General features: G+C 66.9%; 25 protein-coding genes. 11 read left to right on the top strand and 14 right to left on the bottom strand.

What is annotated here, in order from left to right:
• Window positions 1–188 precede the first annotated feature (188 nt).
• Together EV278_RS08885 and EV278_RS08890 are read left to right on the top strand one after the other, a co-directional pair.
• Window positions 189–2,591, top strand: a complete 2,403-nt coding sequence (locus EV278_RS08885; RefSeq protein ID WP_132089594.1) for a TonB-dependent receptor — start codon at window positions 189–191, stop codon at window positions 2,589–2,591.
• A 56-nt stretch (window positions 2,592–2,647) separates the two neighbouring features.
• On the top strand, window positions 2,648–3,865 hold the full coding sequence (locus EV278_RS08890; protein ID WP_132089597.1) for a dipeptidase: 1,218 nt from the start codon (window positions 2,648–2,650) through the stop codon (window positions 3,863–3,865).
• Window positions 3,866–3,875: 10 nt separating this feature from the next.
• Here EV278_RS08890 and EV278_RS08895 read toward each other — a convergent pair whose 3' ends face one another.
• Window positions 3,876–4,520, bottom strand: coding sequence for a YoaK family protein (locus tag EV278_RS08895; protein WP_132089600.1), 645 nt, complete (start codon window positions 4,518–4,520; stop codon window positions 3,876–3,878).
• A 116-nt stretch (window positions 4,521–4,636) separates the two neighbouring features.
• Window positions 4,637–5,056: a nucleoside-diphosphate kinase gene (gene ndk / locus EV278_RS08900; protein WP_035076992.1), complete on the bottom strand. Its 420-nt coding sequence runs from the start codon at window positions 5,054–5,056 to the stop codon at window positions 4,637–4,639.
• Between the two features lie 99 nt (window positions 5,057–5,155).
• On the opposite strand from ndk, the gene EV278_RS08905 reads away from it, so the two are divergent.
• Window positions 5,156–7,024, top strand: a complete 1,869-nt coding sequence (locus tag EV278_RS08905; RefSeq protein WP_132089603.1) for an ABC-F family ATP-binding cassette domain-containing protein — start codon at window positions 5,156–5,158, stop codon at window positions 7,022–7,024.
• A 323-nt stretch (window positions 7,025–7,347) separates the two neighbouring features.
• On the top strand, window positions 7,348–7,752 hold the full coding sequence (locus EV278_RS08910) for a hypothetical protein (protein ID WP_132089604.1): 405 nt from the start codon (window positions 7,348–7,350) through the stop codon (window positions 7,750–7,752).
• Between the two features lie 106 nt (window positions 7,753–7,858).
• Here the strand turns inward: EV278_RS08910 and EV278_RS08915 are convergent, their stop codons facing one another.
• From EV278_RS08915 to EV278_RS08925, 3 genes are read right to left on the bottom strand one after another with little or no spacing between them, the layout of a single operon-like run.
• The gene (locus EV278_RS08915) at window positions 7,859–8,203 is read right to left on the bottom strand and encodes a peptidase inhibitor I78 (protein ID WP_165916575.1); all 345 of its coding nucleotides are present in this window, start codon (window positions 8,201–8,203) and stop codon (window positions 7,859–7,861) included.
• Window positions 8,200–8,661: a DNA polymerase III subunit chi gene (locus tag EV278_RS08920; RefSeq protein WP_132089609.1), complete on the bottom strand. Its 462-nt coding sequence runs from the start codon at window positions 8,659–8,661 to the stop codon at window positions 8,200–8,202. Before EV278_RS08920 ends, EV278_RS08915 begins: the two co-directional genes overlap by 4 nt.
• 3 nt (window positions 8,662–8,664) lie before the next feature.
• A complete protein-coding gene (locus EV278_RS08925; protein WP_132089612.1) occupies window positions 8,665–10,149 on the bottom strand; it encodes a leucyl aminopeptidase in 1,485 nt (494 codons plus the stop codon).
• A 244-nt stretch (window positions 10,150–10,393) separates the two neighbouring features.
• Here EV278_RS08925 and lptF point away from each other — a divergent pair, with 244 nt between their 5' ends.
• The 6 genes from lptF (at window position 10,394) to rsmA (ending at window position 18,383) form a co-directional block, all read left to right on the top strand.
• Window positions 10,394–11,530, top strand: coding sequence for an LPS export ABC transporter permease LptF (gene lptF / locus EV278_RS08930; protein ID WP_132089614.1), 1,137 nt, complete (start codon window positions 10,394–10,396; stop codon window positions 11,528–11,530).
• Window positions 11,527–12,630 carry an LPS export ABC transporter permease LptG gene (lptG, locus tag EV278_RS08935; RefSeq protein ID WP_132089617.1) on the top strand — a complete coding sequence of 368 codons (1,104 nt, stop codon included), beginning with the start codon at window positions 11,527–11,529 and terminating at the stop codon, window positions 12,628–12,630. The genes lptF and lptG overlap by 4 nt, the downstream gene beginning before the upstream one ends.
• A gap of 28 nt (window positions 12,631–12,658) precedes the next feature.
• Entirely contained in the window at window positions 12,659–15,094 is a 2,436-nt protein-coding gene (locus tag EV278_RS08940; protein ID WP_132089619.1) for an LPS-assembly protein LptD, read from the top strand.
• Window positions 15,095–15,169: 75 nt separating this feature from the next.
• Complete coding sequence (locus EV278_RS08945) at window positions 15,170–16,534, top strand: peptidylprolyl isomerase (RefSeq protein WP_132089622.1); 1,365 nt, start codon at window positions 15,170–15,172, stop codon at window positions 16,532–16,534.
• Window positions 16,531–17,535 carry a 4-hydroxythreonine-4-phosphate dehydrogenase PdxA gene (gene pdxA, locus EV278_RS08950; protein WP_132089625.1) on the top strand — a complete coding sequence of 335 codons (1,005 nt, stop codon included), beginning with the start codon at window positions 16,531–16,533 and terminating at the stop codon, window positions 17,533–17,535. Before EV278_RS08945 ends, pdxA begins: the two co-directional genes overlap by 4 nt.
• A 26-nt stretch (window positions 17,536–17,561) precedes the next feature.
• Window positions 17,562–18,383, top strand: coding sequence for a 16S rRNA (adenine(1518)-N(6)/adenine(1519)-N(6))-dimethyltransferase RsmA (gene rsmA / locus EV278_RS08955; protein ID WP_132089628.1), 822 nt, complete (start codon window positions 17,562–17,564; stop codon window positions 18,381–18,383).
• A 5-nt stretch (window positions 18,384–18,388) separates the two neighbouring features.
• Here the strand turns inward: rsmA and EV278_RS08960 are convergent, their stop codons facing one another.
• The 9 genes from EV278_RS08960 to EV278_RS09000 form a co-directional block, all read right to left on the bottom strand.
• On the bottom strand, window positions 18,389–18,862 hold the full coding sequence (locus EV278_RS08960; protein ID WP_132089631.1) for a T6SS immunity protein Tdi1 domain-containing protein: 474 nt from the start codon (window positions 18,860–18,862) through the stop codon (window positions 18,389–18,391).
• A 17-nt stretch (window positions 18,863–18,879) separates the two neighbouring features.
• Window positions 18,880–19,524 carry a guanylate kinase gene (gene gmk, locus EV278_RS08965; protein WP_132089634.1) on the bottom strand — a complete coding sequence of 215 codons (645 nt, stop codon included), beginning with the start codon at window positions 19,522–19,524 and terminating at the stop codon, window positions 18,880–18,882.
• Window positions 19,514–20,395 (bottom strand): YicC/YloC family endoribonuclease, encoded by an 882-nt coding sequence (locus EV278_RS08970; RefSeq protein ID WP_132089637.1) that lies wholly within the window; start codon window positions 20,393–20,395, stop codon window positions 19,514–19,516. The genes gmk and EV278_RS08970 overlap by 11 nt, the downstream gene beginning before the upstream one ends.
• A gap of 9 nt (window positions 20,396–20,404) precedes the next feature.
• Window positions 20,405–21,418, bottom strand: a complete 1,014-nt coding sequence (gene mltG / locus EV278_RS08975) for an endolytic transglycosylase MltG (RefSeq protein WP_132090166.1) — start codon at window positions 21,416–21,418, stop codon at window positions 20,405–20,407.
• A 116-nt stretch (window positions 21,419–21,534) separates the two neighbouring features.
• Window positions 21,535–22,815 (bottom strand): beta-ketoacyl-ACP synthase II, encoded by a 1,281-nt coding sequence (gene fabF, locus EV278_RS08980; protein ID WP_132089639.1) that lies wholly within the window; start codon window positions 22,813–22,815, stop codon window positions 21,535–21,537.
• Window positions 22,816–22,986: 171 nt separating this feature from the next.
• Window positions 22,987–23,226 (bottom strand): acyl carrier protein, encoded by a 240-nt coding sequence (locus EV278_RS08985; protein ID WP_007672577.1) that lies wholly within the window; start codon window positions 23,224–23,226, stop codon window positions 22,987–22,989.
• 190 nt (window positions 23,227–23,416) lie between these two features.
• On the bottom strand, window positions 23,417–24,157 hold the full coding sequence (gene fabG / locus EV278_RS08990; protein WP_132089642.1) for a 3-oxoacyl-[acyl-carrier-protein] reductase: 741 nt from the start codon (window positions 24,155–24,157) through the stop codon (window positions 23,417–23,419).
• Between the two features lie 134 nt (window positions 24,158–24,291).
• Window positions 24,292–25,236 (bottom strand): ACP S-malonyltransferase, encoded by a 945-nt coding sequence (gene fabD, locus EV278_RS08995; RefSeq protein ID WP_132089645.1) that lies wholly within the window; start codon window positions 25,234–25,236, stop codon window positions 24,292–24,294.
• A gap of 67 nt (window positions 25,237–25,303) precedes the next feature.
• Entirely contained in the window at window positions 25,304–25,783 is a 480-nt protein-coding gene (locus tag EV278_RS09000; RefSeq protein WP_132089648.1) for a group II truncated hemoglobin, read from the bottom strand.
• A 125-nt stretch (window positions 25,784–25,908) separates the two neighbouring features.
• Between EV278_RS09000 and EV278_RS09005 the strand changes: the two genes are divergently transcribed.
• Window positions 25,909–26,451 carry a peroxiredoxin gene (locus EV278_RS09005; protein WP_132089651.1) on the top strand — a complete coding sequence of 181 codons (543 nt, stop codon included), beginning with the start codon at window positions 25,909–25,911 and terminating at the stop codon, window positions 26,449–26,451.
• The last annotated feature ends 26 nt before the right edge of the window (window positions 26,452–26,477 follow it).

A 26,477-nucleotide genomic window follows, 5' to 3' on the forward strand; every position in this document is an offset into this window, starting at 1 on the left:
CCCAGCACGATTTCCATTACGGTTTTCGTGAGATACCTATTTGTCTCGTAAATATAGATTATATCCTGTGTTTATAATTTATACATGAACGCACAACACTTGAACTTAGTTTTATATTGCGGACACGAGAAGCTTTTCTGAATTTACTGCGATAGATAGACCGCCGAGCTTAACCCCAGTCAAAAAGATTGGGGATCGTCATGACGAACACACGCCTTTCGCCGGCCTCGCGCCACTTCCGGGCCCTGTTGCTGGCCGCCTCGGTCCTAGGCGGCGCGACGCCCGCCCTGGCCCAGGAGGCCGACAAGGCCTCGACGGTGGACGAACTGGTCGTCACCGGGGCCCGGGTGTCCGAGGCCAGCGTCGCCATCGGCACCGACCATGCCACCGCCACGGTGTCGATCACCCGCGAGGCCCTGCTGTCGGCCCCGGCCGGCGTCACCGGCCTGAAGATGCTGGAGTCCCTGCCCGGCTTCAACGTCCAGGCCAACGACGCCCTGGGCATGTACGAGTTCGGCAACTCGGTCTCGGTGCGGGCCTTCAACTTCCAGCAGATCGGCTTCCTGCTCGACAACATCCCGATGGGCCGCAGCGACCAGTTCGGCGGCAGTCCGATCTATCGCTATGTCGACAACGAGAACCTGCTGCGGGTGACGGCCTCGGCCGGGGCCGGCGACGTCGCCCTGCCCAGCTACGCCTCGCTGGGCCCGATCGTCGACTACTTCACCCAGAAGCCTTCCGAGACGGCCGGCGGCTCGGCCAGCTTCACGCTTGGCAGCGACGCGCTCAAGCGCGGCTTCCTGCGCCTGGAGTCTGGCAAGGTCGGCCCGCTGTCGGGCTATGTCAGCGGCTCGTGGATCAAGGGCGACCTGTGGCGCGGCCCGGGCACGATCGACCGCAAGCATTATGAAGGCAAGCTGCGCTACGACCTGCCCAACGGCGGCGACCTCAGTTTCCAGACCGTCCACAACGACTATTACGACTACGATAGCCCCTCGATCACCAAGGCGCAGTACGCCGGCACGGCGGGCGACATCTTCGGGCGGAAGGGGCGCAGCTTCGCCTATCTGGGCGCGGTGCCGCTGTCCGTGCCGCTCGGCACGCCGGTGATCGTTCCGACCGCCAGCCTGCCGCAGACCGTGGCGGGGATCGTCTACTCCAACCCCAACTACGCCAACTACTACAAGTTCGCGGTCAACAAGCGGAAGGACCACCTCTACGGCCTGACCCTGAACACGCCGGTCACCGAGGCGATCGACCTGACCACGACCGCCTACTACGAGGACAAGGGCGGCTATGGCGTCTCGCCGGAAGACTATGCGACCTCCAAGGGCAATTACGACGCCGAGGTGGCCGCCGGCCTGACGGGACTGACCGCGCCCAAAGGCTTGCAATATGGCCGCTCGGGCATCGACGGCACGCGCAAGGGGATCACGGCCAAGGCCAGCTGGAAGTTCGCCTTCAACAAGCTGGAGGCCGGCGTTTGGCTTGAGAAGGACGACTACCACCGCACCCAGGCGCGCTACAACACCGTCAATGGCGACCCCGACGGCGCGCCGTTGCTGAACGAGCCGGTCCACCTGCAGCGTGACTATGTCTCGACCCGCGACACGACCCAGTTTTTCCTGAAGGACACCCTCAGCCTGCTGGACGAGAATCTAAAGCTCGAACTGGGCTTCAAGACGCTGGACGTCGATTACAACATCCATGGCAAGCGCCAGATCGCCGATTATCGGACCGGCCGGACGCCGTCGATCGACGCCAATTGGAAGGATGACTTCCTGCCCCAGGTCGGCCTGGTCTACAGCGTTAATCCGCGCGATCAGGTGTTCGCGTCCTATTCCGAGAACATGGCCCTGCCCCGTGGCGCCGACGACATATTCTCGGCCGCCAGCCCCAGCGCGCCGGGCCCCAAGCCCGAGACATCGACCAATCTGGAACTGGGCTACCGGGCCAATCGCTCGACCTTCAACGCCTCGTTCGTGGTCTACAAGACGGAGTTCAAGAACCGCCTGCAGCAGTTCAACGCCGTGGTTCCCGGCAGCCCCACCCTGGAGAGCTTCTACCAGAACGTCGGGGCGGTGAAGGCGTCGGGCGCCGAGTTCAGCGGCCAATGGAAACCCGACCTGCTGGGCGGCAAGATCTATTTCAACGCCAACCTCTCCTACAACAAGTCCAAGTTCCAGGACGACGTCCTGAACTACCGGTCCAGCGCCACGGCCGCGCCCATCACCCTGCCGACCAAGGGCAAGGTCGTGCCCGACTTCCCCGAATGGCTGTTCCAGGGGGGGGTGACGGTCGAGCCGACCGACGGGGTGGTGTTCAACGTCTCGGCCCGCCACATCGACGACCGCTACACCAACTTCCTCAACAGCGAGACCGCCAAGGGCTATACGATCGTCAACGCCTATCTCGACCTGGGCGACGGGTTCGGAGCCGGGCCGTTCGAACAGATCAAGGCTCGGGTTAATGTCGACAACATCTTCGACAAGGACTATCTGGGCACGATCAGCACCACGGTGACTACCCCGGCCAGCTTCCGGCCCGGCTCGCACCGGACGATCCAGTTCACCCTCTCCGCCGACTTCTAGGTCCACGTTCCGGCCGCTTCCGAAAGGGAGGGGCCGGACTGCGTTCGAGTGCATCCATGACCCGATCCATCCTGCTGGCCGCCGTCTCGGCCTTCGCCCTCGCCTCCTCGGCCCATGCCGCCGAAACCGCCGCCTCGGCCCGCGCCATCCACGAGGGCCTGCTGACCCTCGACACCCACCTGGACACCCCGGCCAACTTCGGCCGCCCCGGCTGGGACATCCTGGACCGCCACGACGCGGCCAAGGACGGCTCGCAGATCGACTATCCGCGCATGGTCGAGGGCGGGCTGGATGGCGGCTTCTTCGCCATCTACACGCCTCAAGGTCCACGCACGCCAGAGGCGACCCGCGCCGCCCGCGACGCGGCCCTGATCCGCGGGGTCGAGATCCGCGAGATGGTCGCCAAGCACGGCGACAAGTTCGCCCTGGCGCTGAAGGCCGATGACGCCGCGGCGATCGCCGCCCAGGGCAAGCGCGTCGTGTTCATGAGCATCGAGAACAGCTATCCGATCGACGGCGACGTCACCCTGCTGTCCAGCTTCTACGCGATGGGGGTGCGGATCTCGGGCCTAGCCCACTTCAAGAACAACGACATGGCCGACAGCTCGACCGACAAGCCCGAGTGGCGCGGCCTGTCGCCGCTGGGAAAACAGTTCGTGGCCGAGGCCAACCGGCTGGGCGTGGTGCTGGACGGCTCGCACTCGTCGGACGATGTGCTGGACCAGTTGATCGCCCTGTCGAAGACCCCGGTGATCCTGACCCATTCGGGCTGCAAGGCGGTGTTCGACCATCCCCGCAACATCGACGACACGAGGCTCAAGGCCCTGGCCGACAGCGGCGGGGTGATCCAGGTCGACGCCTATTCCAGCTACCTGATCGATACGCCCAAGAACCCGGATCGCGAGGCCGCCATGGCCGCCCTTATGGCCAAGGTCGGCGCGCGGTCGAAGATGAGCGAGACGGACCGCGCCGCCTTCATGGCCGAGCGCAACGCCATCGACGCCAAGTGGCCGGTCCGGAAGGCGACCTTCGACGACTTCATGAACCACCTGAACCACGCCCTGAAGGTGGCCGGGGTCGATCACGTGGGCGTCGGCATCGACTTCGACGGCGGCGGCGGCGTCACCGGCCTGGAGGACGCTTCGGACTATTGGAAGATCTCCCAGGCCCTGCTGGCCGAGGGCTACACCAAGGCCGACCTGGAGAAGATCTGGAGCGGCAACGTCCTGCGCCTGTTGCGCGCGGCCGAGGCGGCCAAGGCGCCGGCGGGGTGATGCGGGCGGGTCAGGCCCTCGCCTGTTCCCGCCAGGCCTTGGCGGCGGCCAAGATCGCGACCAGTCCCGCCGCCGCCCACAGCGCCATGACGCCGACCCACAGATAGGCCGCCGCGCCCAGGGCCCCGCCAAGGCTCAGGCCGGCCCACAGCAGGGCGTAGGGACCCCACGCCCAGCGGTCGCCGCCGGTCAGGGCCGTGGCGATCCGCTGGCCGGCCTTGACCAGGGCACCGGTCATGTAGGTCAGCCCCACCCCGACGTCGCCGTTGCGCTGGAACACCGCGTTCTCCGCGCCCATGGCCAGGACCATGGCGGCCACGCCCGCCGCGTCGAAACCGGCCGAGATCAGAGCGGCCGCCGCCGTCAGCAACGTGGCCTCCAGCGCCAGGATCACCGAACGCCGGCCCTCGCCCACCTGACGAGCCACCAGTGCGCCCGTCACCACGCCGGCGACGAACAGGCCGATCAGGGTCAAGGCTGTGCGAACCATCGACCAGTGGCCGGTGGCGATCCCCACGCCCAGCCGCGTGGAGTTGCCGCTCATGAACGAGACGAAGAACCCGCCCAGCTTGAGGAAGCCGATGGCGTCGACATAGCCGGCCACGCCCGACAGCCCGGCCGCCAGGGCAACGTCGCGGCGGCGGTAGTCCTTCATATGCTCCTGCCCCGCTTCGACATGGAGATCATCGTCACCGATCCGGGGCGGTCTTCGCAAACAAAAAGGCCGGCGGATCGCTCCGCCGGCCCCTTGCGATCGGTAAGGCGGAAGCCTTAGCCGACGATCTCTTCGTCCTTGAAGAACTGGGCGATCTCGATGCCCGCGTTCTCCAGGCTGTCGGAACCGTGGACCGAGTTCTCGCCGATCGACAGGGCGAACAGCTTGCGGATCGTGCCCTCGTCGGCGTTGTCCGGGTTGGTGGCGCCCATCACTTCGCGGTACTTGGCCACGGCGTTGTCGCCTTCCAGCACCTGGACGACGACCGGCTCGGCGGTCATCTGGGCGACGAGTTCGCCGTAGAACGGGCGCTCGGCGTGGACTTCGTAGAACTTCTTGGCCTGGGCCTCGGTCAGCTTCACGCGGCGCTGGGCCACGATGCGCAGGCCGGCTTCCTCGATCACGGCGTTGATCTTGCCGGTCAGGTTGCGACGGGTGGCGTCAGGCTTGATGATCGAGAAGGTGCGTTCGGTCATGATCCGAAAATCTCACAGAGAAAGTTTGTAGATTGGGAGGTCGCGGGCTTATAGCCGGGCGCCTCCTCCCCGCCAACCCGCCGCGTACCTTTAAATCATATGCTCCAGATCAAAGACCTGACCTTCAGCGCGTGGGGTCGGAAGTTCTTCGACCACGCCAGCGTGAGTCTGCCGCCTGGGGCCAAGGTGGGACTGATCGGCCGCAACGGCGTGGGCAAGTCGACGCTGTTCAAGCTGATCCTGGGCCAGCTGCAGGCCGGCGACGACGAGATCAGCCTGCCCAAGAGCGCCCGCGTCGGCTCGGTGGATCAGGAACATCCGGCCACCCCCTTCACCCTGCTGGAGACGGTGCTGGAGGCCGACGAGGAGCGCCACCGGCTGCTGACGCGCCTGGAAACGGCCGAACCCGAGGAGATGGGCGAGATCTGGGGCCGGCTGATCGAAATCGATTCCGACGCGGCCCCGGCCAAGGCTTCGGAAATCCTTGTGGGCCTTGGCTTCACCCAGGATGACCTAGCCCGGCCGATGAGCGAGTTCTCAGGCGGCTGGCGGATGCGCGTGGCCCTGGCCGCGGCGCTGTTCGCCGAGCCCGACATGCTGTTGTTGGACGAACCGACCAACTATCTGGACCTGGAAGGCGCGCTTTGGCTTGAGGCGCGGCTCCAGAAGTATCCGCACACCGCCCTGATCGTCAGCCATGACCGCGAACTGCTCAACAACAGCTGCACGCACATGCTGCACTTGGCCGGCGGCAAGCTGGAGCTCTACACAGGCGGCTACGACGACTTCGAAAAGCGCCGCGCCGAGAAAGCCCGCCTGCAGCTCTCGGCCAAGGCCAAGCAGGACGCCGAGCGCGCCCACCTGCAGGCCTTCGTCGATCGCTTCAAGGCCAAGGCGTCCAAGGCCGCCCAGGCCCAGTCGCGGATGAAACGCCTGGCCAAGATGGAGCCCGTGGCCACGACGATCGAGGAGCGCGTCGCGCCCTTCACCCTACCCTCGCCGCCGCGCCCGCTGCCGCCGCCGCTGATCCGGCTGGAGAAGGCCAGCGTCGGCTACGAGGCTGGCCGCGCGATCCTGAAGAACCTCAATCTGCGCATGGACCTCGATGACCGGATCGGCCTGCTGGGCGTCAACGGCGCGGGCAAGTCGACCTTCGCCAAGATGATCGCCGGGGCGCTGGGCGTGCAGGCCGGCGAGTTCCACCGCGACAAGAAGATGAAGGTCGGCTGGTTCCACCAGCACCAGATCGAGGCGATGGATCCGGAAGACACCCCGCTGGAGATCATCCGCCGGGCCATGCCGGACGCGTCGGAATCCTCGCGCCGCTCGCGCCTGGCCCAGTTCGGCCTGGGGTTCGAGAAGCAGGAGACCAAGGTCGAGAGCCTGTCGGGCGGCGAACGCGCCCGGCTGCTGCTGAACCTGGTGGCGATGGACGCCCCGCACATGCTGATCCTGGACGAGCCGACCAACCACCTGGACATCGACTCTCGCCGGGCGCTGCTGGACGCCCTGAACGACTATGAGGGCGCGGTGATCCTGATCACCCACGACCGCTCGCTGATGGAACTGGTCGCCGACCGCCTGTGGCTGGCCGCCGATGGCACGGTCAAGCCGTTCGACGGCGACATGGACGACTACGCCAAGTTCGTGCTCGACCGCGCCAAGCAGGCGGTGAAGCCGACCCAGGTGGCGCGTGAACCGGCCAAGGCCGAACCGGCCGCCGCGCCGAAGAAGACCGTCGCCGTCGAGCCGCTGAAGCGCAAGATCGAGGCCGCCGAGCAGGTCGTCACCCGCCAGACCCGTCAGGTCGCGGAACTCAACGCCCAGTTGGCCGACCCGCAGCTCTACAAGAACCCGACCAAGGTCGCCGAACTGACCAAGCGCCGCGACAGCGCCAAGGCCAAGCTGGACGAGGCCGAGGCGACGTGGATGGAGCTGGCCGAGGAACTGGCGGCGGCGGAGGCCTGAAGGCGAAGAGGGCCTGGCGCAGCGCTACGGACCGCGCCCTGTCGAAATCCACGGATGCCTGGCCGTCGCCTGATCGCTCATCGTCACTTCCCTGAGTTGGCGCGATGCCGAAGGTTGGCCCTCAGCCTGGCAACAGCCGATATTTTTCAGTCGCCTTGACCAAGCTTAAGCTTGGCCATGGATTGGTGAATACCCGAGGTCACGGCTTCTCCGCCGACCTGATCCGAGCATTCGCCCTGCCGAGCCAATAGATCGGCATGGTAAATGCACCTAAACCACGTCTCTTATCCTTTACGTGACCCGAGGCGCGTATTCCTGTTCGCATGAGTTCAGGAAACACGTCCCGAAATCACATCGTCGCCAACCCAGAAGGCCTGTCCGCGGCTGCGGTGCTGGCCGCGTTCGGCGAGTGGCTGGACCGGCGGCTGGCCGAGGCCATGCGACTGGACATGGATTTGGCGTTCCGCGACCGGCCATTCGACGTCGAGATCGGCCGCACGCCGGCCCTGGTGGGTTGGGAGCACCGCTACCTGCAGCCCGGCGCCCCGGCCCCGCGCGGCAAGATGTGGACCGTCTACCGCCTGCAGGACCAAGCCGGCCGCCCCGCCCCCCTGCGCCAGCACGCCGAAGACTACGCCGACACCGTGACCCCGCTGCTAGGCGAACTGGGCTATCTCGGCGTCTTCGATGGCGAACCGGCGCTGTTTCCGGGCGTGGGAACCCGCTAGAGCAAATCGCGCGATATAGGAATCGCACGACTTGCTCTAGATTTTGGTTTTCGCATCGCTTTTGCGGAAAATCGGCGTCCACTTTTCCGCGCGATGCTCTGGGCTCTTAGCCACACTTCACCTGCTGGACGACGCCGGTGTCGGGGTTGAACAGGATGTTCAGCCGGTCGGGACGGTAGTCCATGGTCACTGGGCAGGTCGTACAGGCAACCCGCCAGCGCGAGGGATCCACCGGAGCCGGCAGGTCGGTGCGGTTCTTGCCGACGAAGGTCTGGGCGTCCTTCAGGCCGCATTGATCCTTTTCGGCCACGGGCGGCTTGGCGGGCAAGGCCACGGCCGGCGGCGCGGTCGGAGTGGTCGGCGGCGGCATGGGGGCGGGCGCCGGCGTCGGGGCGCTGCTGGAGCACGAGGCCAGCAACAGCGCCACGCCAGCCAATACGAACCGCTTCATGCCTGCTTCTCCCATCCTCGTTCGGCGCCCTGGCGCCAGTAGGACACCGGATGGCCCGCGCCCTTGAAGGCCTTCCATCGTCCCCGGGCCAGGCGCAGGGCCTCCTCGTCCCGGCCGTCGAACAGCAGGATGCAGCGTTCAAACGCCGAAAGGTCGCCCGGTTCGGCCCCGTCGAGCAGGAACAACGCCTGGCCGCCGTTCGGGTTGTCCAGCCGGTCGGTCAGCAGCACCGGCTGGCGATCGGCCATCGGCTCGTCGTCCAGGCCGTGCGGCAGGAAGCTGTCGTCGCGCCAGGTCCAGAGGTGGGCATCCAACGCCCGCAGGCGGGCCGGGTCGCCGGCGCGCACCAGCGCTCGCCAGCCGCGGCCCAGGGTCTTTTCCAGCAGCCCGGGCAGCACCTCTTCCAAGGGGCTGCGTTCCAGGTGGTAGAACCAGATATCGCAGGGCGCGGCGGTCAAGGGCTAGCCTTCGTAAGCGTCGGCCACCAGGCGGTTCAGCAGCCGCACGCCGAAGCCGACCGCGCCGTCCGGGACGGTCGGATCGGTCGAAGGCTTCTTCCAGGCCACCGAGGCGATGTCCAGGTGGGCCCACGGTACGCCGTTGACAAACTTCTGCAGGAACAGGGCCGCGGTGATCGAGCCAGCCGGTCGGCCGCCGATGTTCTTCATGTCTGCGATCGGGCTTTCGATCTGCTTCTCGTAAGAAGCCGGCATCGGCATGCGCCATAGCGGCTCGCGCTCGGCCTTGCCAGCGGCGAGAAGTTTTTCCGACAAGCCGTCGTTATTACTGAACAATCCGCCCAGATCATGACCCAGCGAAATGATGATCGCGCCGGTCAGGGTGGCCAGGTCGACCATGACCTTGGGCTTGAAGCGGTCCTGGCAGTACCAAAGGGCGTCCGCCAGGACGAGGCGGCCTTCGGCGTCGGTGTTGATGACCTCGATGGTCTGGCCCGACATCGAGGTGACCACGTCGCCCGGGCGCTGGGCGTTGCCATCGGGCATGTTCTCGACCAGGCCCAGGATGCCGATGGCGTTGACCTTGGCCTTGCGACCGGCCAGGGCGTGCATGACGCCGGCCACGGCGGCCGCGCCGCCCATGTCCCACTTCATGTCTTCCATGCCGTCGGCGGGCTTGATCGAGATGCCGCCGGTGTCGAAACAGACGCCCTTGCCGACGAAGGCGACCGGCTGGGCCGACTTGTCGGGGGCGCCAAACCACTTCATTACCACCAGCTGGCTCTCACGCACGCTGCCCTGCCCCACGCCCAGCAAGCTGCCCATGCCCAGCTCAGCCATCTGGGCCTCGCCCAGCACCTCGACCTCCAGGCCAAGGGCCTCCAGACCCTTTACGCGGGCGGCGAATTCCTCCGGGTGCAGGACGTTGGCCGGCTCGGAGACGAGGTCGCGGCTGAACAGGATCGCGTCGGCGACCGCCTCCAGCGCCGCGAACGCCTTGCTGGCCTTGGCCGGATCGGCGGCCGCCACCTTGACCACGTTCACCGAGGGCTTCTTCTCGGCCTTCTCGGTGGTGCGGTAGCGGTCGAAGCGATAGGCCGCCAGCTTGGTGCCAAAGGCGGCGCGAGCGGCGGTCTCGGCGTCGCCGCCGCCCAGCTTCAGCACCAGTTCGGTAACGCCGGAGGCCTTCAGAGCCTGGAAGGCGTGGGCGGCGGCCAGCTCGATCGCCTCAGGCTCGAACACGCCGTCGCCGTCGATTCCCACCAGCAGCACGCGCGCGGCCTCGAGACCGGCGGGAGCGATCAGGTCCAGCGTCTGGCCCTTGGCGCCGGTGAAACGACCGCCCGCGACGGCGCGGGCCAAGGCCCCGCCAGTCGCCTCGTTGACCGTCTTGGCCTCCGGCGACAAAGCGGCGGCTTCGTAGGCCAGGACCGCCAGGGCGGCGTTGGCGCCGGCCTGGGTGTCGGCGGTGACGAACTCGATACGCATGACGCGCTCCTGATGACCGATGGAGCCCTTGCAGGACCTTTAGCCTGCTGGATTGGCCCAAACCTGGACCGAAGAAAAGCACCAATCGTCGGGGACCTCGGCGCCGTCCGGACCAGCGCCGCTTTTCCGCCTGACTTGAGCGGTTGTGCGCACGCGAACACGCCGTGTAGAAGGAACCCTTCCCCGGGGGCGCGCCGCGCGACTCCACCGCTTCCCGTCTCCCTCGCCCCCCGTCCCCACGTCGATGCGCCTGATCGAACGCTATCTTTTCCGCCAGTTGCTGGGCCCGACGCTTTTGGCGACGCTGGCCCTGGTGGCGCTCGCCCTGCTGGCGCGCAGCCTGTCGGAATTTGACGTCCTGATCGAACAGCGCCAGAGCGCCATGGTCTTCCTGAAGATCATCGCTCTGGCCCTGCCCCAGCTGCTGAGCATGATTCTGCCGATCGCCCTGTTCGTGGCCACACTGGTGGCCCTGAACCGGTTGCATACTGAACAGGAGATCGTGGTCTGCTTCGCCGGCGGCATGAGCCGCTGGCGCGTGATCTCGCCCGCCATGCGCCTGGCCGCGTTCGCCACCCTACTGTCGCTGACCATGAGCCTGTGGGCCGCGCCGTGGAGTTCTCGAGCGATTCGCGAGACCTTCTTCGACATCAAGTCGGATCTGGCCTCGACCCTGGTGCGTCCGGGCGAATTCACAGAGCCAGGCCCGGGCCTGACGGTCTACGCCCAGACCATCGACCGCGACCAGATCATCCACAACCTTTTCATCCATCAGGAAAAGACCAACGGCGGCGCTGTCACCTACACCGCTCGCGAGGGCGTCATCGCCGAGCGCAAGGGCCTGCCGGTGCTGGTCCTGCGCAAGGGCTCCAACCAGGAGTTCTCCAGCTCCGGCGTGCTGCAGTACCTGTCGTGGGACGAATACACCTTCGACCTCAGTTCGCTGTTCCAGAGCGATGAGCTGCTGCACTACAAGATCGGCGACCGCTACCCGCACGAGCTGTTCTTTCCCGATCTGACCCAGGAATGGGAGCAACAGAACCGCGAAAAGCTGCTTTCGGAAGGCCATTGGCGGCTGGCCAGCCCGCTCTACAACCTGGCCATGATGTCGATGGCCGTGGCGGCGGTAATCGGCGGATCGTTCAGCCGCATGGGCTATGGCCGGCGGATCGCCGTCGTCGGCGCGGCCGCCGCCCTGGTCCAGATCGTGGGGTTTGGCGTCAAGGCCGCCTGCGACAACGACGTCTGGCTCAATCCGTTGCAATACGTGGTGCCCTTGGCGGCGATCTGGTGGGGCCTGCGGCAGATCTTCCGCCAGAAGGTGGCCCGCTACATCGCCATTGGCGCGCACGACGCCCTCCAGCCGTTGGGGGCCCCATGATCGGCGTCGGCATGATCGAGCGCTATGTGCTCAGGAAGACCTTGGCTGGTCTGGCGGCGGCGCTGGCTGTCGTCGCCGTGCTGGTCATGCTGATCGCCTTCGTCGACATCTCGAAGAACGTGGGCACCCGGGCGGACGTCGGCTTCACCCAGCTGCTGTTCCTGACCTTGCTGCAGGCGCCCGCCACGATCTTGGTGCTGACGCCCTTCATCTTCCTGTTTGGAACACTGGGCGCGTTCGTTGGGCTCAATCGGCGCAGCGAGTTGATCGCCATGCGGGCCGCAGGCGTCTCGGCCTGGCGCTTCATCATGCCGGCCGCCACCGCCGCTTTCGTCATGGGCCTTCTGACCCTGACCCTGCTCAATCCGCTGACCTCGGCGATGAGCGCTCAGTTTGAAACCTCGCGCGACGCGCTGATGGAAAGCTATCTGAAGTCGGCGCCCAAGGGCCTGTGGCTGCGCCAGGGCGACGAGAAGACCCAGGTGGTCATTCGCGCCCGGGCGCGCGACCAGGTAGATGGCGCGGTCCGGCTGCGCGGGGTGTCGCTGTTCGTCTATGCGGTCCAGCCGAACGGCTCTTTGCAATTTGCTCAACGGATCGAGGCGGATGAGGCTCGGCTGGAACCTGGCTTCTGGCGGTTGTCCGGAGTGCGCGTGGCCATGCCCGGCGCCGGAGCGATCCGCTCGGAAACCTACACCATGCCGTCCAATCTGGACGACCGTACGGCGTCGGAGCGGTTCAACAATCCTCAGGCCATCGCTGTCTGGCTGCTGCCCGAAACCATCAAGCGCACCGAGGCCGCGGGTTTCTCGTCGATACCGTTCCGCCTGCGGCTTCAACAGGTCCTGGCCACGCCGCTGCTGTTCGCCGCCATGTCGGTGCTGGCCGCCGCCTTCTCGCTGCGGCTGATGCGGTTGGGCGGGCTGGCGGGCCTGGCCGGGGCGGGCGTAACCTTGGGCTTTGGTTTCTTCTTCTTTAACGAGCTGTGTGGCGCATTGGGCAAGGCCGACGTACTGACGCCGGCCATGGCGGCGTGGACCCCGCCGATCGTAGCGCTTTTGGCGGGTCTGACGCTGCTTTGCTATACCGAGGATGGTTGAGTCTGTGTCGCCGGGATCGAGGACTTTGATGATGGAGCTTCGCTGGGGCGCGAAAGAGAAGGGCCGAGCGGTCCTGCTGGCCGGAGCGGCCTGGCTCGCCTTCGCCGCCTCGGCGCAGGCGCAGCAGCCGCTCGCCACGGTTCCGGCCGCCCCCGCGCCCTCGCCGGCCGTCGACGACGGCCTGGGCGACACCGGCTACTACCTGGAATCCGATCTTCTGATCCGCGACGACGCCAATCAGAAGATGATCGCCCGCGGCGACGTCGAAGCGCGCTACCAGGGTCGCACCCTGCGCGCCGACGAGGTGGTCTACGACACCAAGACCGAGGTGGTCACCGCCCACGGTCACGTAACGCTGATCAACGCCGACGGCACGGCCGAATTCGCCAACGACATGACCATGGACAAGGACCTGAAGGCCGGCTTCGCCCGCGGCTTCTCGGCTCGTCTGGACAAGAACATCAAGATCGCCGCCGACACCGCCGTGCGTCGCAACGAGCAGATCACCGAGCTGAACAAGGCGATCTACACGCCCTGCGAAGTGTGCGCCGAAAAGCCCAAGCCGACCTGGAGCATCCAGGCCGACAAGGTGGTCCAGGACAAGAACAACCACCTGGTCTACTACCATGGCGCGACCATCCGGGTGTTCGGCGCGCCGCTCATGTACCTGCCTGTGTTCTGGCACCCGGACCCACAGACCGAGCGTCGCTCCGGCTTCCTGGTGCCCAAGATCAGCGTCTCCAAAAAGCGGGGCTTCGTATACGAGCAGCCCTATCTTTTCGTGTTGTCTCCATCTCAGGATTTGGTGGTAACCCCTCAATTCAACACGAAAGTTAACCCGTTCCTGAAAGCCCAGTACCGCAAGCGGTTCTACTCCGGCTATGTCGAGGCGCGGGTCGGCGCCACCTATGACAAGGACTTCGACAACCACGGTGACCGGTTCGGCGAGGCGACCGCCAAGAGCTATATCCTGGCCAAGGGCCTGTTCGACATCGACCAGAACTGGAAATGGGGCTTCAGCGCCGAGCGGGCCTCACAGGCGCTGATCTTCGACGACTACGACATCAGCGACGTTTACCAGCAACGCGGCCAGTTCTCGGCCGACGACCATCGCTTGATGTCGCAGATCTATGCGACCCGCCAGTCGGCCCGGTCGTACTTCTCGGCCTCAATGATCTCGGTGCAGGGCCTGCGGGTCGTCCAGGTCAGCTCCGCGGGTCTGGCGAACCAGTTCGAGAACAGCGGCGCCTTCCCGCTGATCGGTCCGATGGTCGAGGGACGCTGGGAGCCGGAGTCGCACATCCTGGGCGGCCGCCTTCGCGTCCAGGGTTCGGGCGTGGTCCTGACCCGTTCCGAATCCCAATTCGGCGAGCCCCCTTACGCCTACGCCGCCTACAAGGGCCAGGACGGCGTTGATTCCGTGCGCGGTTCGATCAAGAGCGATTGGCGCGGCAGCCTGACGCTGGGCTCAGGCCTGCGCGTCGAGCCGTTCGCCCAGGCTCGCGGTGACGTCTATCGCGTCAGCGACGTCTTCCTGCCCCTCGCCGCTACGGTCGCGGGCGACAGGACCACCAACATCGACTATTCGCGCGGACTGGGCGTCGCCGGGGTCGACCTGAGCATGCCGTTCTTCAAGCCCCTGAAGGATGGCGGCAGCGTGGTGCTTGAGCCCTTGGTCCAACTAGCCGCAGGGTCCGACAGCTCGCGGGTGCCGATCGTCGTTGCCCGCGATCCGGCCGGCAATCCGATCTATTTCAACGAAGACAGCACCAACTTCGAACTAGACGAAACCAACCTGTTCGACGTCAACAAATCGCCTGGCTTCGACCTTTACGAAGGCGGCACGCGCATGAACGTAGGCGGTCGCGCAACGGTGAAGTTTGCCGACGGTCGCGGCGGCAGCGTCCTGCTGGGCCGCAGCCTGCGCACCAAGATCGATCCGCTGATGCCGACCCGGGCTGGGCTCGACCAAAAGGCTTCCGACTGGGTCGTGGCGGCGACGGTCACCCCGATCCGCGGGATCACCGCCTTCACGCGCGCCCGCTTCGACGACGACACCAGCAAGCTCAACCGTCTGGAAGCCGGCCTTGACGCTTCGGTCGCCCGCGGCTTCGGCTCCCTGCGCTACCTGAAGGACAACAAGGACACGACCGGCTTCCGCCAGGAAAACCTGGATTTCGTCGGCGACTACAAGATCCGCGAGAACTGGGGTGTAACCGCCCTGGGCCGCCTGTCCTACCAGGACGCCCGGACTTTTGGCCTGCCGGCCAGCGACAGCAAGTGGTCCTGGACCCGTCGTGACCTGGGCGTCTACTACAAGGACGACTGTGTCCGTCTGGACATGATCTATCAGAATGAAGATCGCTACACTCAAACCGCCAACGGCCTGAAGTTGAAGTCCAATGAGTCCGTGGTGCTGCGCCTAACGCTCGCCACATTGGGCGACACACTGTACACCGATTAGAATGTCACCGCGTCGGGGGACGCGCGATCAAGCGCGCGCCTTCCTTTGGACGCGTCTAGAGGAACGACAATACCGATGCGGTCTGCGCGTAGCGTGACGAAACTGGCGGCCTGCACCGCTTCCATCCTCGCCTTGACCGTGGCGAGCCTTGGCCTGCCCGCCCTGGCTCAAGAGGCGGCGCCTGCGGCGCCCCCTGTCGTGGATGCGCCGGCGGCTCCGGCCGCCGCCGCGGCGCGCGCCAATCCTCTGTCGGAAAGCGTCGCCGCGGTCGTCAACGACGACATCATCTCCAGCTACGACCTGATGCAGCGCATGCGCCTGCTGATGGTGACGTCCGGCCTTCAGCCGACCCAGGAAAACCTGCCCCAGCTGGAGCAGGAAGCCCTGCGTTCGCTGATCGACGAGCACGTTCAGATGCAGGAACTGCGTCGGGTCGAGAAGGCCCAGAAGATCACGATCATCTCGACCGACAAGGAAGTCGAAGAGCAGATCGAGGACATCGCCAAGGGCAACAACATGACCGCGGCCCAGCTGACACAGCAGCTGCAGGCTCAGGGCGTCGGGATCGACACCTGGAAAGCTCAGATCCGCGCCGACAGCAGCTGGCAGGCCTGGATCAGCGGCCGCTACGGCTCGCGCCTGCGGATCGGCGACGATCAGATCAAGGCCTTCGAGCGCCGCCAGGCCGAGGCCGCCAGCAAGCCGCAGTACCAGGTCAGCGAAGTGTTCATCGACGCGGCGCGCGTCGGCGGCATGGAAGTGGCTGAGAACGGCGCCAAGCAGCTGGTCACCCAGATGCAGCAGGGCGCGCCCTTCCCCGCCGTGGCTCGCCAGTTCTCGGCCTCGCCGACAGCAGCCAATGGCGGCGACGCCGGCTGGGTCAGCCCCGGCGAAATGCCGCCGGAGGTCGACGCCGCGCTCGAACAGCTACGTCCGGGGCAGCTCTCCGCGCCGATCCCGGTGCGAGACGGCGTCTACATCGTCTATCTGCGCGAGAAACGCTCGGGCGCGAAGACGGCCCTGGTCGACCTCAAGCAGATCGCCGTGGCTCTGCCCAAGGACGCCCCCCAGGCGCAGGTCGACGCCGCCCAGAAGCTGCTGGCCGATCTCAAGCCCAAGATCACCAGCTGCGAGACCCTTGAGGCCACGGCCGGCAAGGTCGAGGGCGTGGTGGCTGGCGATCTGGGCGAGGCCGAGATCACCGATCTGGCCCCGGCCTTCCAGGAGGCCGCCAACACCCTGAAGGTCGGCCAGGTCTCCGACCCGATCCGCACCGACGCCGGCCTGCACCTGATCGCCGTCTGCGGCAAGCGCCAGTCCGGCGCCCAGGCCCCGACGCACGACCAGATCGAAAACCGCCTGCGCGGCCAACAGCTTGCGCTGATCTCCAAACGTTATCTGCGGGACCTGCGCAACTCGGCGACCATCGAGACCCGGTGAAGACCACGGCCCTCGCCCTGAGCGCCGGCGATCCGGCCGGCATTGGGCCGGAGATCATCGCCAAGGCCTGGTCCGCCCTGCGCGCCGAAGGGCCGAGTTTCATGGTGGTGGGCGACGCCCAGTTGCTGGCTTCGGCGGGCGGCGGGGTGAAGGTCCGCGCCGTCACCGGGCCCGTCGAGGCGATCAAGGTGTTCAGCCAGGCCCTGCCCGTCCTGGACATCCCGCTGCAGGCTCCTGTGGTGGCCGGCAAGCCCTCCGGCGCCCACGCCGCCCAGGTGATCCGCTGGATCGAGACCGGTGCGGGCCTGGCCTTGTCGGGCGCCGTGACGGGTCTGGTCACCGCTCCCATCGCCAAGGCGCCGCTGTATGACGCCGGTTTCGCCTTTCCTGGCCACACCGAGTTTCTGGCCGAGCTGACCCATGTCGGCCAGGGCCAGCCCCCGCACGGTCCGGTGATGATGCTGGCGGCCCGCGACCTGCGCGCAACCCTGGTGACGATCCACATGCCTCTGTCGGCCGTGCCCGCCGCACTGTCGATCGAGGCGATCGTCAACGCCGGCCGGGTGACGGTCGAGGCTCTGCGCAAGGATTTCGGCGTCGCGGTTCCACGCCTGGCGGTGGCGGCGCTCAACCCTCACGCCGGCGAGGGCGGCGCTTTGGGCGGCGAGGAAATCGCGATCATCGAGCCGGCGGTGCGGGCCCTGCGCGAGCTGGGGATTCAGGTCCGGGGCCCCGCCCCGGCCGACAGCCTGTTCCACGCCGAGGCCCGCGCCACCTACGACGCCGTGCTGTGCATGTATCACGATCAGGCGCTGATCCCGGTCAAGATGCTGGACTTCTGGGCGGGGGTGAACGTCACCCTGGGCCTGCCGATCGTGCGCACCTCGCCCGATCATGGTACGGGGTTCGACATCGCCGGCCGGGGCCTGGCCCGGGCCGACAGCCTGATCGCCGCCATCCGCCTGGCCGCCGAGATCGCCGACCGGCGCTCGATCGCCTGACTGGGCGCCTGAACCTTCGAGAGACCATGAGCCTCGCCGACCTGCCGCCGCTTCGCGAGGTTCTCGCCGAGCATGACCTGCTGGCCAACAAGAGCTTCGGCCAGCACTTTCTGCTGGACCTGAACATCACCCGCAAGATCGCCCGCCTGTCCGAGGTGGGCGAAGGCGACGTGGTGGTCGAGGTCGGCCCCGGTCCCGGCGGCCTGACCCGGGCCTTGCTGGAGACCGGTGCGCGGGTCGTGGCGGTCGAGATGGACAGGCGGTTCATCCCGCTGCTGGAAGAGCTGGGCGCGGCCGCCGACGGCCGGCTGACGATCATCCAGGGCGACGCCCAGAAGGTCGACATGGCCGCCATCGCCGGCGGCCCGGCCCACATGGTCAGCAACCTGCCCTACAATGTCGGCACGCCGCTGCTGATCAACTGGCTGACCGGCCCGTTCCGGCCGCTGTCGATGACCCTGATGTTCCAGAAGGAAGTCGCCGACCGCATCGCCGCCGACGTGAACGACGACGCCTATGGCCGGCTGGCCGTGGTCTCCCAGACCGTGTGCAGCGCCAAGGTGGTCATGGACCTGCCGGCCCGCGCCTTCACCCCGCCGCCCAAGGTGGCCTCGGCCGTGGTGCGCCTGGTCCCCCTGGAGCCCGCACCCGACAAGGCCCTGGTCGCGGCTCTGGAAAAGGTCACCGCCGCCGCCTTCGGCCAGCGCCGCAAGATGCTGCGCTCCAGCCTCAAGGCCTTGGGCGGCGGCGTGCTGTGCGAGAAGGCCGGGATCAATCCGGACGCGCGGGCCGAGACCGTCGACGTGGCGGGGTTCCAGGCCCTGGCGCGGGCGGTGATGGCGGGTTGATCGCCTTAATCGGAAACAGTCAATCGCACCTTCGCGCCGTTTTCCAAATCACGGATTTGGCGATGGATGGACCCAGACGCGCCGAAATGGTCAGCGGCGGGCGCCGAGTTGAAATTCTCGGGCATGTACTTGCCCTCTGCAAAGATCGGATAGATCTCGTAGGTAAAGCATTCTCCGGGCGCTGGTCTTTTGCCCTGTTCGTGCAATAAGCCAACGAGCCTGGGCAGGAACCAATCCTCGCGAGCCTCGCCCATCAACTTCCTACGAAATTCGTCCTGGTCGGCCGCTACGATTGTGACATCGGCGGTCCCCGTGTTCACCCAGGCCACGCCGTCGGGTCGCTGGATAAAAACATCTCCCCAGATGGAAAAGAGGATTGGCGACCAGTCATCGCCCAGCAGCCAAGCCCAAGACGCCCGCAGAGTCTGCACCGCTTCGTCATTGGGCGTGAAGGTCAGATCAGACCAGCCAATGGCCATCGCGCTTGCTCCGCTCGCTAGATCTCTTCCTTCAGTAGGTCGGCCACCAGGTTGCCGATCCACGGGTTGCGGGCCCGCTTCTGGCGTTCGGCGTGGTAGATGTGGGCCAGGTCCGAATAGGCCTTGTCGAAGTCGTCGTTGAGGATGACGTAGTCGAACTGCTCCCAGGCGGCGACCTCGTCTTTGGCGCGGGCCAGGCGGCGGTGGATGACCTCTTCGCTGTCCTGGCTGCGAGCGTGCAGCCGGCGGCTCATCTCGGCCAGGGACGGCGGCAGGATATAGACCAGGACGCTGTCCTCGCCGGCCTGCTTGTGGACTTTCATCGCGCCCTGGAAATCGATGTCGAACAGCACGCTCTCGCCACGGTCCAGCGCTTCCATGATCGGCGCGCGCGGGCTGCCGTAGTGGTTGCCATAGACCTCGGCCCATTCCAGGAAGGCGTCGTCCTGGATCATCGTCTGGAACTTGTCGCGGCTGACGAAGTGGTAGTCGCGCCCGTCGTGCTCACCTGGACGCGGGTCGCGGGTGGTGGCGCTGATCGACAGGTGCAGGTCGTTGTGGTCGGCCACCAGGCGGCGGGTCAGCGAGGTCTTGCCCACGCCCGACGGGGCCACGACCATCAGCAGCAGGCCGCGGGTGCGTCCATGCGGATTATTCGACATTCTGAACCTGTTCCCGGAATTGCTCGATCGTGGCCTTCAGATCCAGGCCGTGCGCCGTCAGGGCCGTCAGCGCCGACTTGCTGCAAAGGGTGTTGGCCTCGCGCATGAACTCCTGAGACAGGAAGTCCAGGCGCCGGCCGGCGGCCGCGTCGGCGGCCAGCAGGGCTCGGGCGGCCGCCACGTGGCTCGACAGCCGGTCCAGTTCCTCGCGGACGTCGGCCTTGACGGCCATGCCGGCGGCTTCCTGCACGATGCGCTCCTCCGACGCCGCCTCGCCGATCAGTTCGGTCAGCTTGCGGGCGTAGCGCTCCCGGAGCACGGCCGGCTGGCCGGCGGCTTCCTGCGAGGCCAGCAGGGTCAGGGCCTCGATGCGATCGACGGCGCCGGTCAGGATCGGGGCCAGGGCGGTCCCCTCCTCCAGCCGCGCCGCCTTCAGGCCGTCCAGGGCCTGGCCGATCGTGGCGGCCATGGCGGCCTCAACCGCGGCCCGGTCTTCGGCGGCCTCGTCCTCCTCGCGGGCGTCGATCACGCCGCGCAGGGCCAGCAGGCCGTCCAGGCTGGGCTTGCCGACCATGCCGGTGGCCACATAGGGCGCGCCAGCCTTCAGGTAGCGCTCCAGCACCTCGACATTGATCTGCACGGCGCCTTGCGCCTCCGCCCGCTTGGCCTGCAAGTTTACGGTCAGTTGGCCGCGCTGGAATCGGGCCTGGGCGGCGTCGCGCGCGGCCCGGTCCAGGGCGTCGAAGCCCGGCGGACCGCGGAAACGGGTTTCCAGATTGCGGCCGTTGACGCTACGCGCCTCCACCGCCCACGACCAGGCTCCGAGCGAGCCTTCGACGCGGGCGAAGCCGGTCATGCCTGACAGCGCCATCCTCGCTCCCTAGAGATTCGACGGGCTCTTGGCGCCCCCGGAGGCGCCGGCCTGAGCGGTCGCCTTCGACCGCTCGACCTGCCGCCACTTGGCGACATTGCGCTCGTGCTCTTCGTAGGTCGAGGCGAAGACGTGACCGCCGGTGCCGTCAGCGACGAAATAGAGGTCGTTGCTCTTCATCGGATTGAGTACGGCCGCCAGGGCGGCCTTGCCCGGATTGGCGATCGGGGTCGGCGGCAGGCCCTCGATCAGATAGGTGTTGTAGGGCGTCTGCCGCTGCAACTCCGACTGCAGGATGCCCCGACCCAGCGGCCGCCCGCGGGTCAGGCCGTAGATGATCGTCGGGTCGCTGCCCAGGCGGATGCCCTGGCGCAGGCGGTTGATGAACACCGCCGCCACGTGCGGTCGCTCGCGGGCCAGGGCCGTTTCCTTCTCGACGATCGAGGCCATGGTCACGGCCTCCTCCTTCGTCGCGAACGGCAGGCCCGACTGGCGCTGGGCCCACAGGCGGTCGAGCACCTCGTCGCGGGCGTCCATCATCCGCTGCAGCACCGCCGCCCGGTCCTCGCCGCGCTGGACTTGGTAGGTCTCGGGCAGGACCGAGCCTTCCGGCGGGGTCGGCACGGTGCCGGTCAGCTCGGGCGCGCGCATCAGGATGTCGACCACCATGTCGGAGGTCAGGCCCTCGGCGATGGTCACCTGGTGGCGGACGATCTTGCCGTCGCGAATCTTGGCCAGCACCTGGCGCAGTGAGGCGTGGCTGGCGAACTCGTATTCGCCGGCCTTGAGCTTGCGCGCCGCGCCGGTGGTCTGGGCGGCGGTCAGGAACAGCGAGGACGAGCGGATCACCCCCGCCTGCTCCAGGCTGGAGGCGATCTCCGGCAGGCTGGCCCCGCGCCGCAGGACGACGGTGGTCTGATCGCCCGATCGCGCAGCCGGACCAGGCCCCTGATAGACCCATACCGCGCCCAGTACGACCAGCACGGCGGCCAGGCCCAGCATGGTCAGCAGGCCCGTGCCCATGGCCGCGATGCGACGACCGACCGGCGCGGTCTCGCGCCGGCGCGGATTGGCCTTGCGGGGAGCCCCCGTCTTCGAAGCCGGACGAGGCGTCCGGCGTTGCTGCGGGGGCTTGCGGCTCACGAGACTTTGCGGAACACGACCGAGGCGTTGGTGCCGCCGAAGCCGAAGCTGTTGGACACCGCCACGTCGATCTTGTGCGGCACGGCCTTGTTCGGCGCCAGGTTCATGGCGACGTTCACGTCCGGATTGTCAAGGTTGATGGTCGGCGGGGCGATCTGGTCGCGAATGGCCAGGACCGAGAAGATCGCCTCGATCGCGCCGGCCGCACCCAGCAGGTGCCCGGTCATCGACTTGGTCGACGACATCACCACGTTCTTGGCGTGATCGCCCAGGAAGCGCTCGACGGCCCCGGCTTCGATGCCGTCGGCCATGGTCGAGGTGCCGTGGGCGTTGACGTAGTTGATGTCCGACGGGGAAATGCCCGCGTCCTTGACTGCCGCCGACAGGGCCCGGAAGCCGCCATCGCCGTCTTCCGACGGGGCGGTGATGTGATAGGCGTCGCCCGACAGGCCGTAGCCGATCACCTCGGCATAGATCTTGGCGCCGCGCGCCTTGGCGTGCTCGTACTCTTCCAGGACGACGACCCCCGCGCCTTCGCCCATCACGAAGCCGTCACGGTCCTTGTCATAGGGGCGCGAGGCCTTTTCCGGCGTCTCGTTCCAGTCGGTGGACACCGCGCGGCAGGCGATGAAGCCGGCCATGCCGACCTTGCAGACCGCGGCCTCGGCCCCGCCGGCGATCATCACGTCGGCGTCGCCGTACTTGATTAGCCGGGTGGCGTCGCCGATGGCGTGGGCGCCGGTGGCGCAGGCGGTGACCACGGCGTGGTTGGGCCCCTTGAAGCCGTAGCGGATCGAGACCTGGCCCGAGATCAGGTTGATCAGGGCCGAGGAGATGAAGAACGGGCTGACCCGGCGCGGCCCCTTGGCTTCCAGCTCCAGGGCGGTGTCGGCGATCGTCGACAGGCCGCCTATGCCGGAACCCAGGATCACCCCGGTCCGGTACTTGTCTTCCTCGGTCTCCGGGACCCAGCCGGAATCCTTCACAGCTTCGTCCGCGGCGGCGATACCGTACAGGATGAAGTCGTCGACGCGCTTCTGGTCGCGCGGGCTCATGGTCAGGTCGGGATTGAACGCGCCCTCGACGTCGGGGCCGCCGCCGCCGCGCCCGTCGACGCGCGGCACTTCGCAGGCCACTTGGCAGGCGTATTCCGTCGGGTCGAAGGCCGAGATGCGGTTCGCGCCGGACTTGCCGGCCAGGATGTTCTTCCAGGTGACATCGACGCCCTGCCCCAGCGGGGTCAGGAGGCCAAGCCCGGTAATGACGACTCTACGCATGGATCACTCCCAACCTTCGCATCGCGGTCATATGGGGATGCTGACGACTCGGACAGCCCCCCGACCTCGAATCTCGGCCACATACGAAAACCGCCGCGCGCACGATGGCAAGAGCCCGTGCGACGCGGCGGCTGATAGTCCTGTTCGCGAAAATGGCGCGAACCCGACGCCTTAGGCGCCGGTCTTTTCCGTGATGAACTTCACGGCGTCACCGACGGTCTGGATGTGCTCGGCGGCGTCATCCGGAATTTCGATGTCGAATTCTTCTTCGAACGCCATGACCAGCTCGACGTTGTCGAGGCTGTCGGCGCCCAGGTCGTCGATGAAGCTGGCCTTTTCGGTGACCTTTTCCGGATCGGCGTCCAGGTGCTCGATGACGATCTTACGCACGCGCTCGAGAATGTCGGACATTCTGTTAGTCCCTCGTTTTGAATCTTTGCAGTTCCGCAGGAGACGGGGGCGAACCCTTCACCACCCACGGGAATTGTCGGGCCACCGCCTATCACGTTCTTTTTCGAGTGACTAGCGGCACGTCCGGTCAGAAATGTGGGCTTTCGTCTTTCCAAGCAGAAAGCCGGCAAGCCCAGGAAAAGACAGCCCGTCAGATCATGGCCATGCCGCCGTTGACGTGCAAGGTCTGACCCGTGACGTAGCCGCCCTGATCACTGGCCAGGTAAACGCACGCCGCGGCGATATCGCTCCCCTCGCCCAGCCGGCCGGCGGGAATGGTCGACAGGATTCCGGCCCGCTGCTGCTCGTTCAGGGCGTCGGTCATCGGGCTGGCGATGAAGCCGGGCGCGATGCAATTGACGGTGACGTTGCGGCTGGCCAGCTCCTGGGCCAGGGCCTTGGAGAAGCCGATCATGCCAGCCTTGGAGGCGGCGTAGTTGGTCTGGCCCGGATTGCCCGTGACACCGACGATCGAGGTGATGCCGATGATCCGGCCCGAACGGCGCTTCATCATGCCCTTGGCGGCGGCCCGGGCCAGACGGAAATAGCCCTCGAGGTTCACCTTGATCACGGTGTCCCAGTCCTCGTCCTTCATGCGGACGATCAGGCCGTCGCGGGTGATGCCGGCGTTGGCGATCACGATATCCAGCGGCGCGCCCGCGGCCTCCTCGGCCTTGGCGACCAGGCCGTCGACGGCGGCGGCGTCCGACAGATTCGCGGCGACGAACGACACGCGCTCACCGAACTGGGCGGCCAGTTCGGCCAGGGCCGATTCGCGGGTGCCCGAGAGCACGACATGGGCGCCCTGGTCGTGCAGGGCCTTGGCGATGGCCCCGCCGATGCCGCCCGTGGCGCCGGTGACGAGGGCGGTCTTGCCAGTGAGATCGAACATTTGGTTTCTCCGTTCGGAGGATAGTGGGTGAAACCTCGTCCTTCGATTGGCTCAGGGTTTCAAATGAACCGCCGGGTCAGTCATCCTCATCCTGAGCTTGTCGAAGGACTAAGGACGCCACCACGGCGTTTACGCTAAAGCGACTTGGCGAAGGCTTCGAGGTCGGCGGGGCTGTTCAGGGGAACGGCCTCGGAGTCCGGAGCGATCCGCTTGGCCATGCCCGACAGCACCTTGCCCGCGCCGGCCTCGGCGAAGCGGGTGACGCCGCCCTCGCCGGCCAGCCAGGTCATGCTTTCGCGCCAGCGGACGCGGCCAGTGACCTGCTCGACCAGCAGCGTGCGGATGATATCGGGGTCGTGGACCGGGGCGGCGGTGATGTTGGCCACGAGCGGGGCGCGCGGGGCGACGATCGTGGTCTGCGCCAGGGCCTGGGCCATTTCGTCGGCGGCCGGCTGCATCAGCGGGCAGTGGAACGGCGCCGAGACGTTCAGCGGAATCGCGCGCGCACCCAATTCCTTGGCTTTCTCGATGGCCTTGTCGACGGCCGCCTTGGCGCCGGAGATCACCACGTTGCCGTTGTTGTTGTCGTTGGCCACGACGCAGACCCCGACCTCCGAACCGGCGGCCGCGGCCGCTTCGGCCAGGGTCAGGTCGGTCTTGGGGCCGATCAGCGAGGCCATCGCCCCCTCGCCCACCGGCACGGCGCGCTGCATGGCCTGGCCACGCAGCTTCAGCAGGCGGGCGGTGTCGGCCAGGGTGATCGCGCCGGCGGCGGCCAGGGCGCTGTATTCGCCCAGGCTGTGGCCGGCCACGAAGGCCGCCTTGTCGATCCCGACGCCGAACTCCTTGTCCAGGACCCGGGTCACGGCCAGGCTGACCGCCATCAGGGCCGGCTGGGCGTTCTCGGTCAGGGTCAGGTCGCCCTCGGGACCTTCGCTCATTAGCTTGAACAGCTTCTGGCCCAGGGCGTCGTCGACCTCCTGGAAGACCTCGCGGGCGGCGGCGAAGGCCTGGGCGAGGTCGGCGCCCATGCCGACCGTCTGGCTGCCCTGCCCCGGGAAAATGAAAGCGATGCTCATGGAAGCCCGCGCCTCTTTCTAAAGATTCAGGGGCGGAGGGTTAGGCCATCGAACGCGGTGCGGCAAGTCAGCCCAGCCACGGACCACCCGGCGGCCCCCAGCCCCAGACTGGCATCGGCGGATCGTCCTGGGGCGCCTCGACCCCAGGCGCCGAATTGATCACCGCCAGTCGCGTACCCCATTCCAGATAGCCGACGAACGCGGCGCGAAACTCCGGATCCGCCGGAAGACCGACCGCGTCGGCGGTGTCCAGCATCAGCGACACCCAGGCGCGGCGCTGCGCTTCGGTCAGGTGACGGCTCAGGTGGTGGCCGATCATCGAGGCGTGGCCGCCGCCAGCCTCGCTGTAGGCCTTGGGGCCGCCAAACACCTCCGTGACGAAAGCGGCGACGTGCTCCGCGTGACGCGGGTTCATGCCAGCGAACACCGGCGCCAGCACCGGATGGCTGGGCACGGCGGCGTAGAACGCGTCGAACAGGGCCCGGAAGGCTTCGGGCCCGCCCGCCCAGGTCGCCAGGGTTGGGATTTCCGTCTCGCCGAGCGCCATGATCGCCTCCCTGTTGCCGCCTTCCGACTTAAGGACCCAGGTTGACGTTTGGAAGCCGGAAGAATGGCGTTATTGAAATCATGACGCAGTTGGCTGCGCCCCTCGACCTCCCCTGGAGTCCACGTATGCAACGCTTGCTCACCAGTCTTGCTCTCTGCGCCGCCCTCGTGGCCTCTTCTCCCGCCCTGGCCGCCCTCAAGGTCGGCGACAAGGCGCCTGACTTCACCGCTCCCGCCGCCCTGGCCGGCAAGGACTTCAGCTTCACCCTGTCCAAGGCGCTGAAGAAGGGGCCGGTGGTGCTGTACTTCTTCCCGGCCGCCTACACCTCGGGCTGCACGGCCGAGGCCCACGAATTCGCCGAAGCCACCCCGCAGTTCGAGAAGCTGGGCGCGACGGTGATCGGCGTCACGGGCGGCAATGTCGACCGCATCAAGGACTTCTCCAAGGAACACTGCCGCGACAAGTTCGCGGTAGCCGCCGCCAACGCCGACTTGATCAAGACGTACGACGTGGTGCTGCCAATGAAGGACAACCTGTCCAACCGCACCTCCTACGTGATCGCACCGGGCGGCAAGATCCTGCTGGCCTATAGCGACCTCAACTTCCAGGGCCACGTCACCCAGACCATGGACGCGGTGAAGGCCTATAAGGCCGGAAAGAAGAAATAGGTCCGGTTTCGGCCAGCCTCTTGCGA

Source organism: Caulobacter sp. BK020 (assembly GCF_004342605.1).
Taxonomy (GTDB): domain Bacteria; phylum Pseudomonadota; class Alphaproteobacteria; order Caulobacterales; family Caulobacteraceae; genus Caulobacter.

Excerpts from the sequence above, each read along its gene's own strand:
- EV278_RS08895 (WP_132089600.1), bottom strand. The coding sequence starts at position 4,520 with ATGAAGGACTACCGCCGCCGCGACGTTGCCCTGGCGGCCGGGCTGTCG.
- EV278_RS08970 (WP_132089637.1), bottom strand. The coding sequence starts at position 20,395 with ATGGCGCTGTCAGGCATGACCGGCTTCGCCCGCGTCGAAGGCTCGCTC.
- EV278_RS08905 (WP_132089603.1), top strand. The coding sequence starts at position 5,156 with ATGCTCCAGATCAAAGACCTGACCTTCAGCGCGTGGGGTCGGAAGTTC.
- lptG (WP_132089617.1), top strand. The coding sequence starts at position 11,527 with ATGATCGGCGTCGGCATGATCGAGCGCTATGTGCTCAGGAAGACCTTG.
- EV278_RS08910 (WP_132089604.1), top strand. The coding sequence starts at position 7,348 with ATGAGTTCAGGAAACACGTCCCGAAATCACATCGTCGCCAACCCAGAA.
- ndk (WP_035076992.1), bottom strand. The coding sequence starts at position 5,056 with ATGACCGAACGCACCTTCTCGATCATCAAGCCTGACGCCACCCGTCGC.
- EV278_RS08985 (WP_007672577.1), bottom strand. The coding sequence starts at position 23,226 with ATGTCCGACATTCTCGAGCGCGTGCGTAAGATCGTCATCGAGCACCTG.
- lptF (WP_132089614.1), top strand. The coding sequence starts at position 10,394 with ATGCGCCTGATCGAACGCTATCTTTTCCGCCAGTTGCTGGGCCCGACG.
- EV278_RS08940 (WP_132089619.1), top strand. The coding sequence starts at position 12,659 with ATGATGGAGCTTCGCTGGGGCGCGAAAGAGAAGGGCCGAGCGGTCCTG.
- EV278_RS08925 (WP_132089612.1), bottom strand. The coding sequence starts at position 10,149 with ATGCGTATCGAGTTCGTCACCGCCGACACCCAGGCCGGCGCCAACGCC.
- fabG (WP_132089642.1), bottom strand. The coding sequence starts at position 24,157 with ATGTTCGATCTCACTGGCAAGACCGCCCTCGTCACCGGCGCCACGGGC.
- rsmA (WP_132089628.1), top strand. The coding sequence starts at position 17,562 with ATGAGCCTCGCCGACCTGCCGCCGCTTCGCGAGGTTCTCGCCGAGCAT.
- EV278_RS08960 (WP_132089631.1), bottom strand. The coding sequence starts at position 18,862 with ATGGCCATTGGCTGGTCTGATCTGACCTTCACGCCCAATGACGAAGCG.
- EV278_RS09000 (WP_132089648.1), bottom strand. The coding sequence starts at position 25,783 with ATGGCGCTCGGCGAGACGGAAATCCCAACCCTGGCGACCTGGGCGGGC.
- EV278_RS09005 (WP_132089651.1), top strand. The coding sequence starts at position 25,909 with ATGCAACGCTTGCTCACCAGTCTTGCTCTCTGCGCCGCCCTCGTGGCC.
- EV278_RS08945 (WP_132089622.1), top strand. The coding sequence starts at position 15,170 with ATGCGGTCTGCGCGTAGCGTGACGAAACTGGCGGCCTGCACCGCTTCC.
- EV278_RS08915 (WP_165916575.1), bottom strand. The coding sequence starts at position 8,203 with ATGAAGCGGTTCGTATTGGCTGGCGTGGCGCTGTTGCTGGCCTCGTGC.
- fabF (WP_132089639.1), bottom strand. The coding sequence starts at position 22,815 with ATGCGTAGAGTCGTCATTACCGGGCTTGGCCTCCTGACCCCGCTGGGG.
- gmk (WP_132089634.1), bottom strand. The coding sequence starts at position 19,524 with ATGTCGAATAATCCGCATGGACGCACCCGCGGCCTGCTGCTGATGGTC.
- fabD (WP_132089645.1), bottom strand. The coding sequence starts at position 25,236 with ATGAGCATCGCTTTCATTTTCCCGGGGCAGGGCAGCCAGACGGTCGGC.
- mltG (WP_132090166.1), bottom strand. The coding sequence starts at position 21,418 with ATGGGCACGGGCCTGCTGACCATGCTGGGCCTGGCCGCCGTGCTGGTC.
- EV278_RS08890 (WP_132089597.1), top strand. The coding sequence starts at position 2,648 with ATGACCCGATCCATCCTGCTGGCCGCCGTCTCGGCCTTCGCCCTCGCC.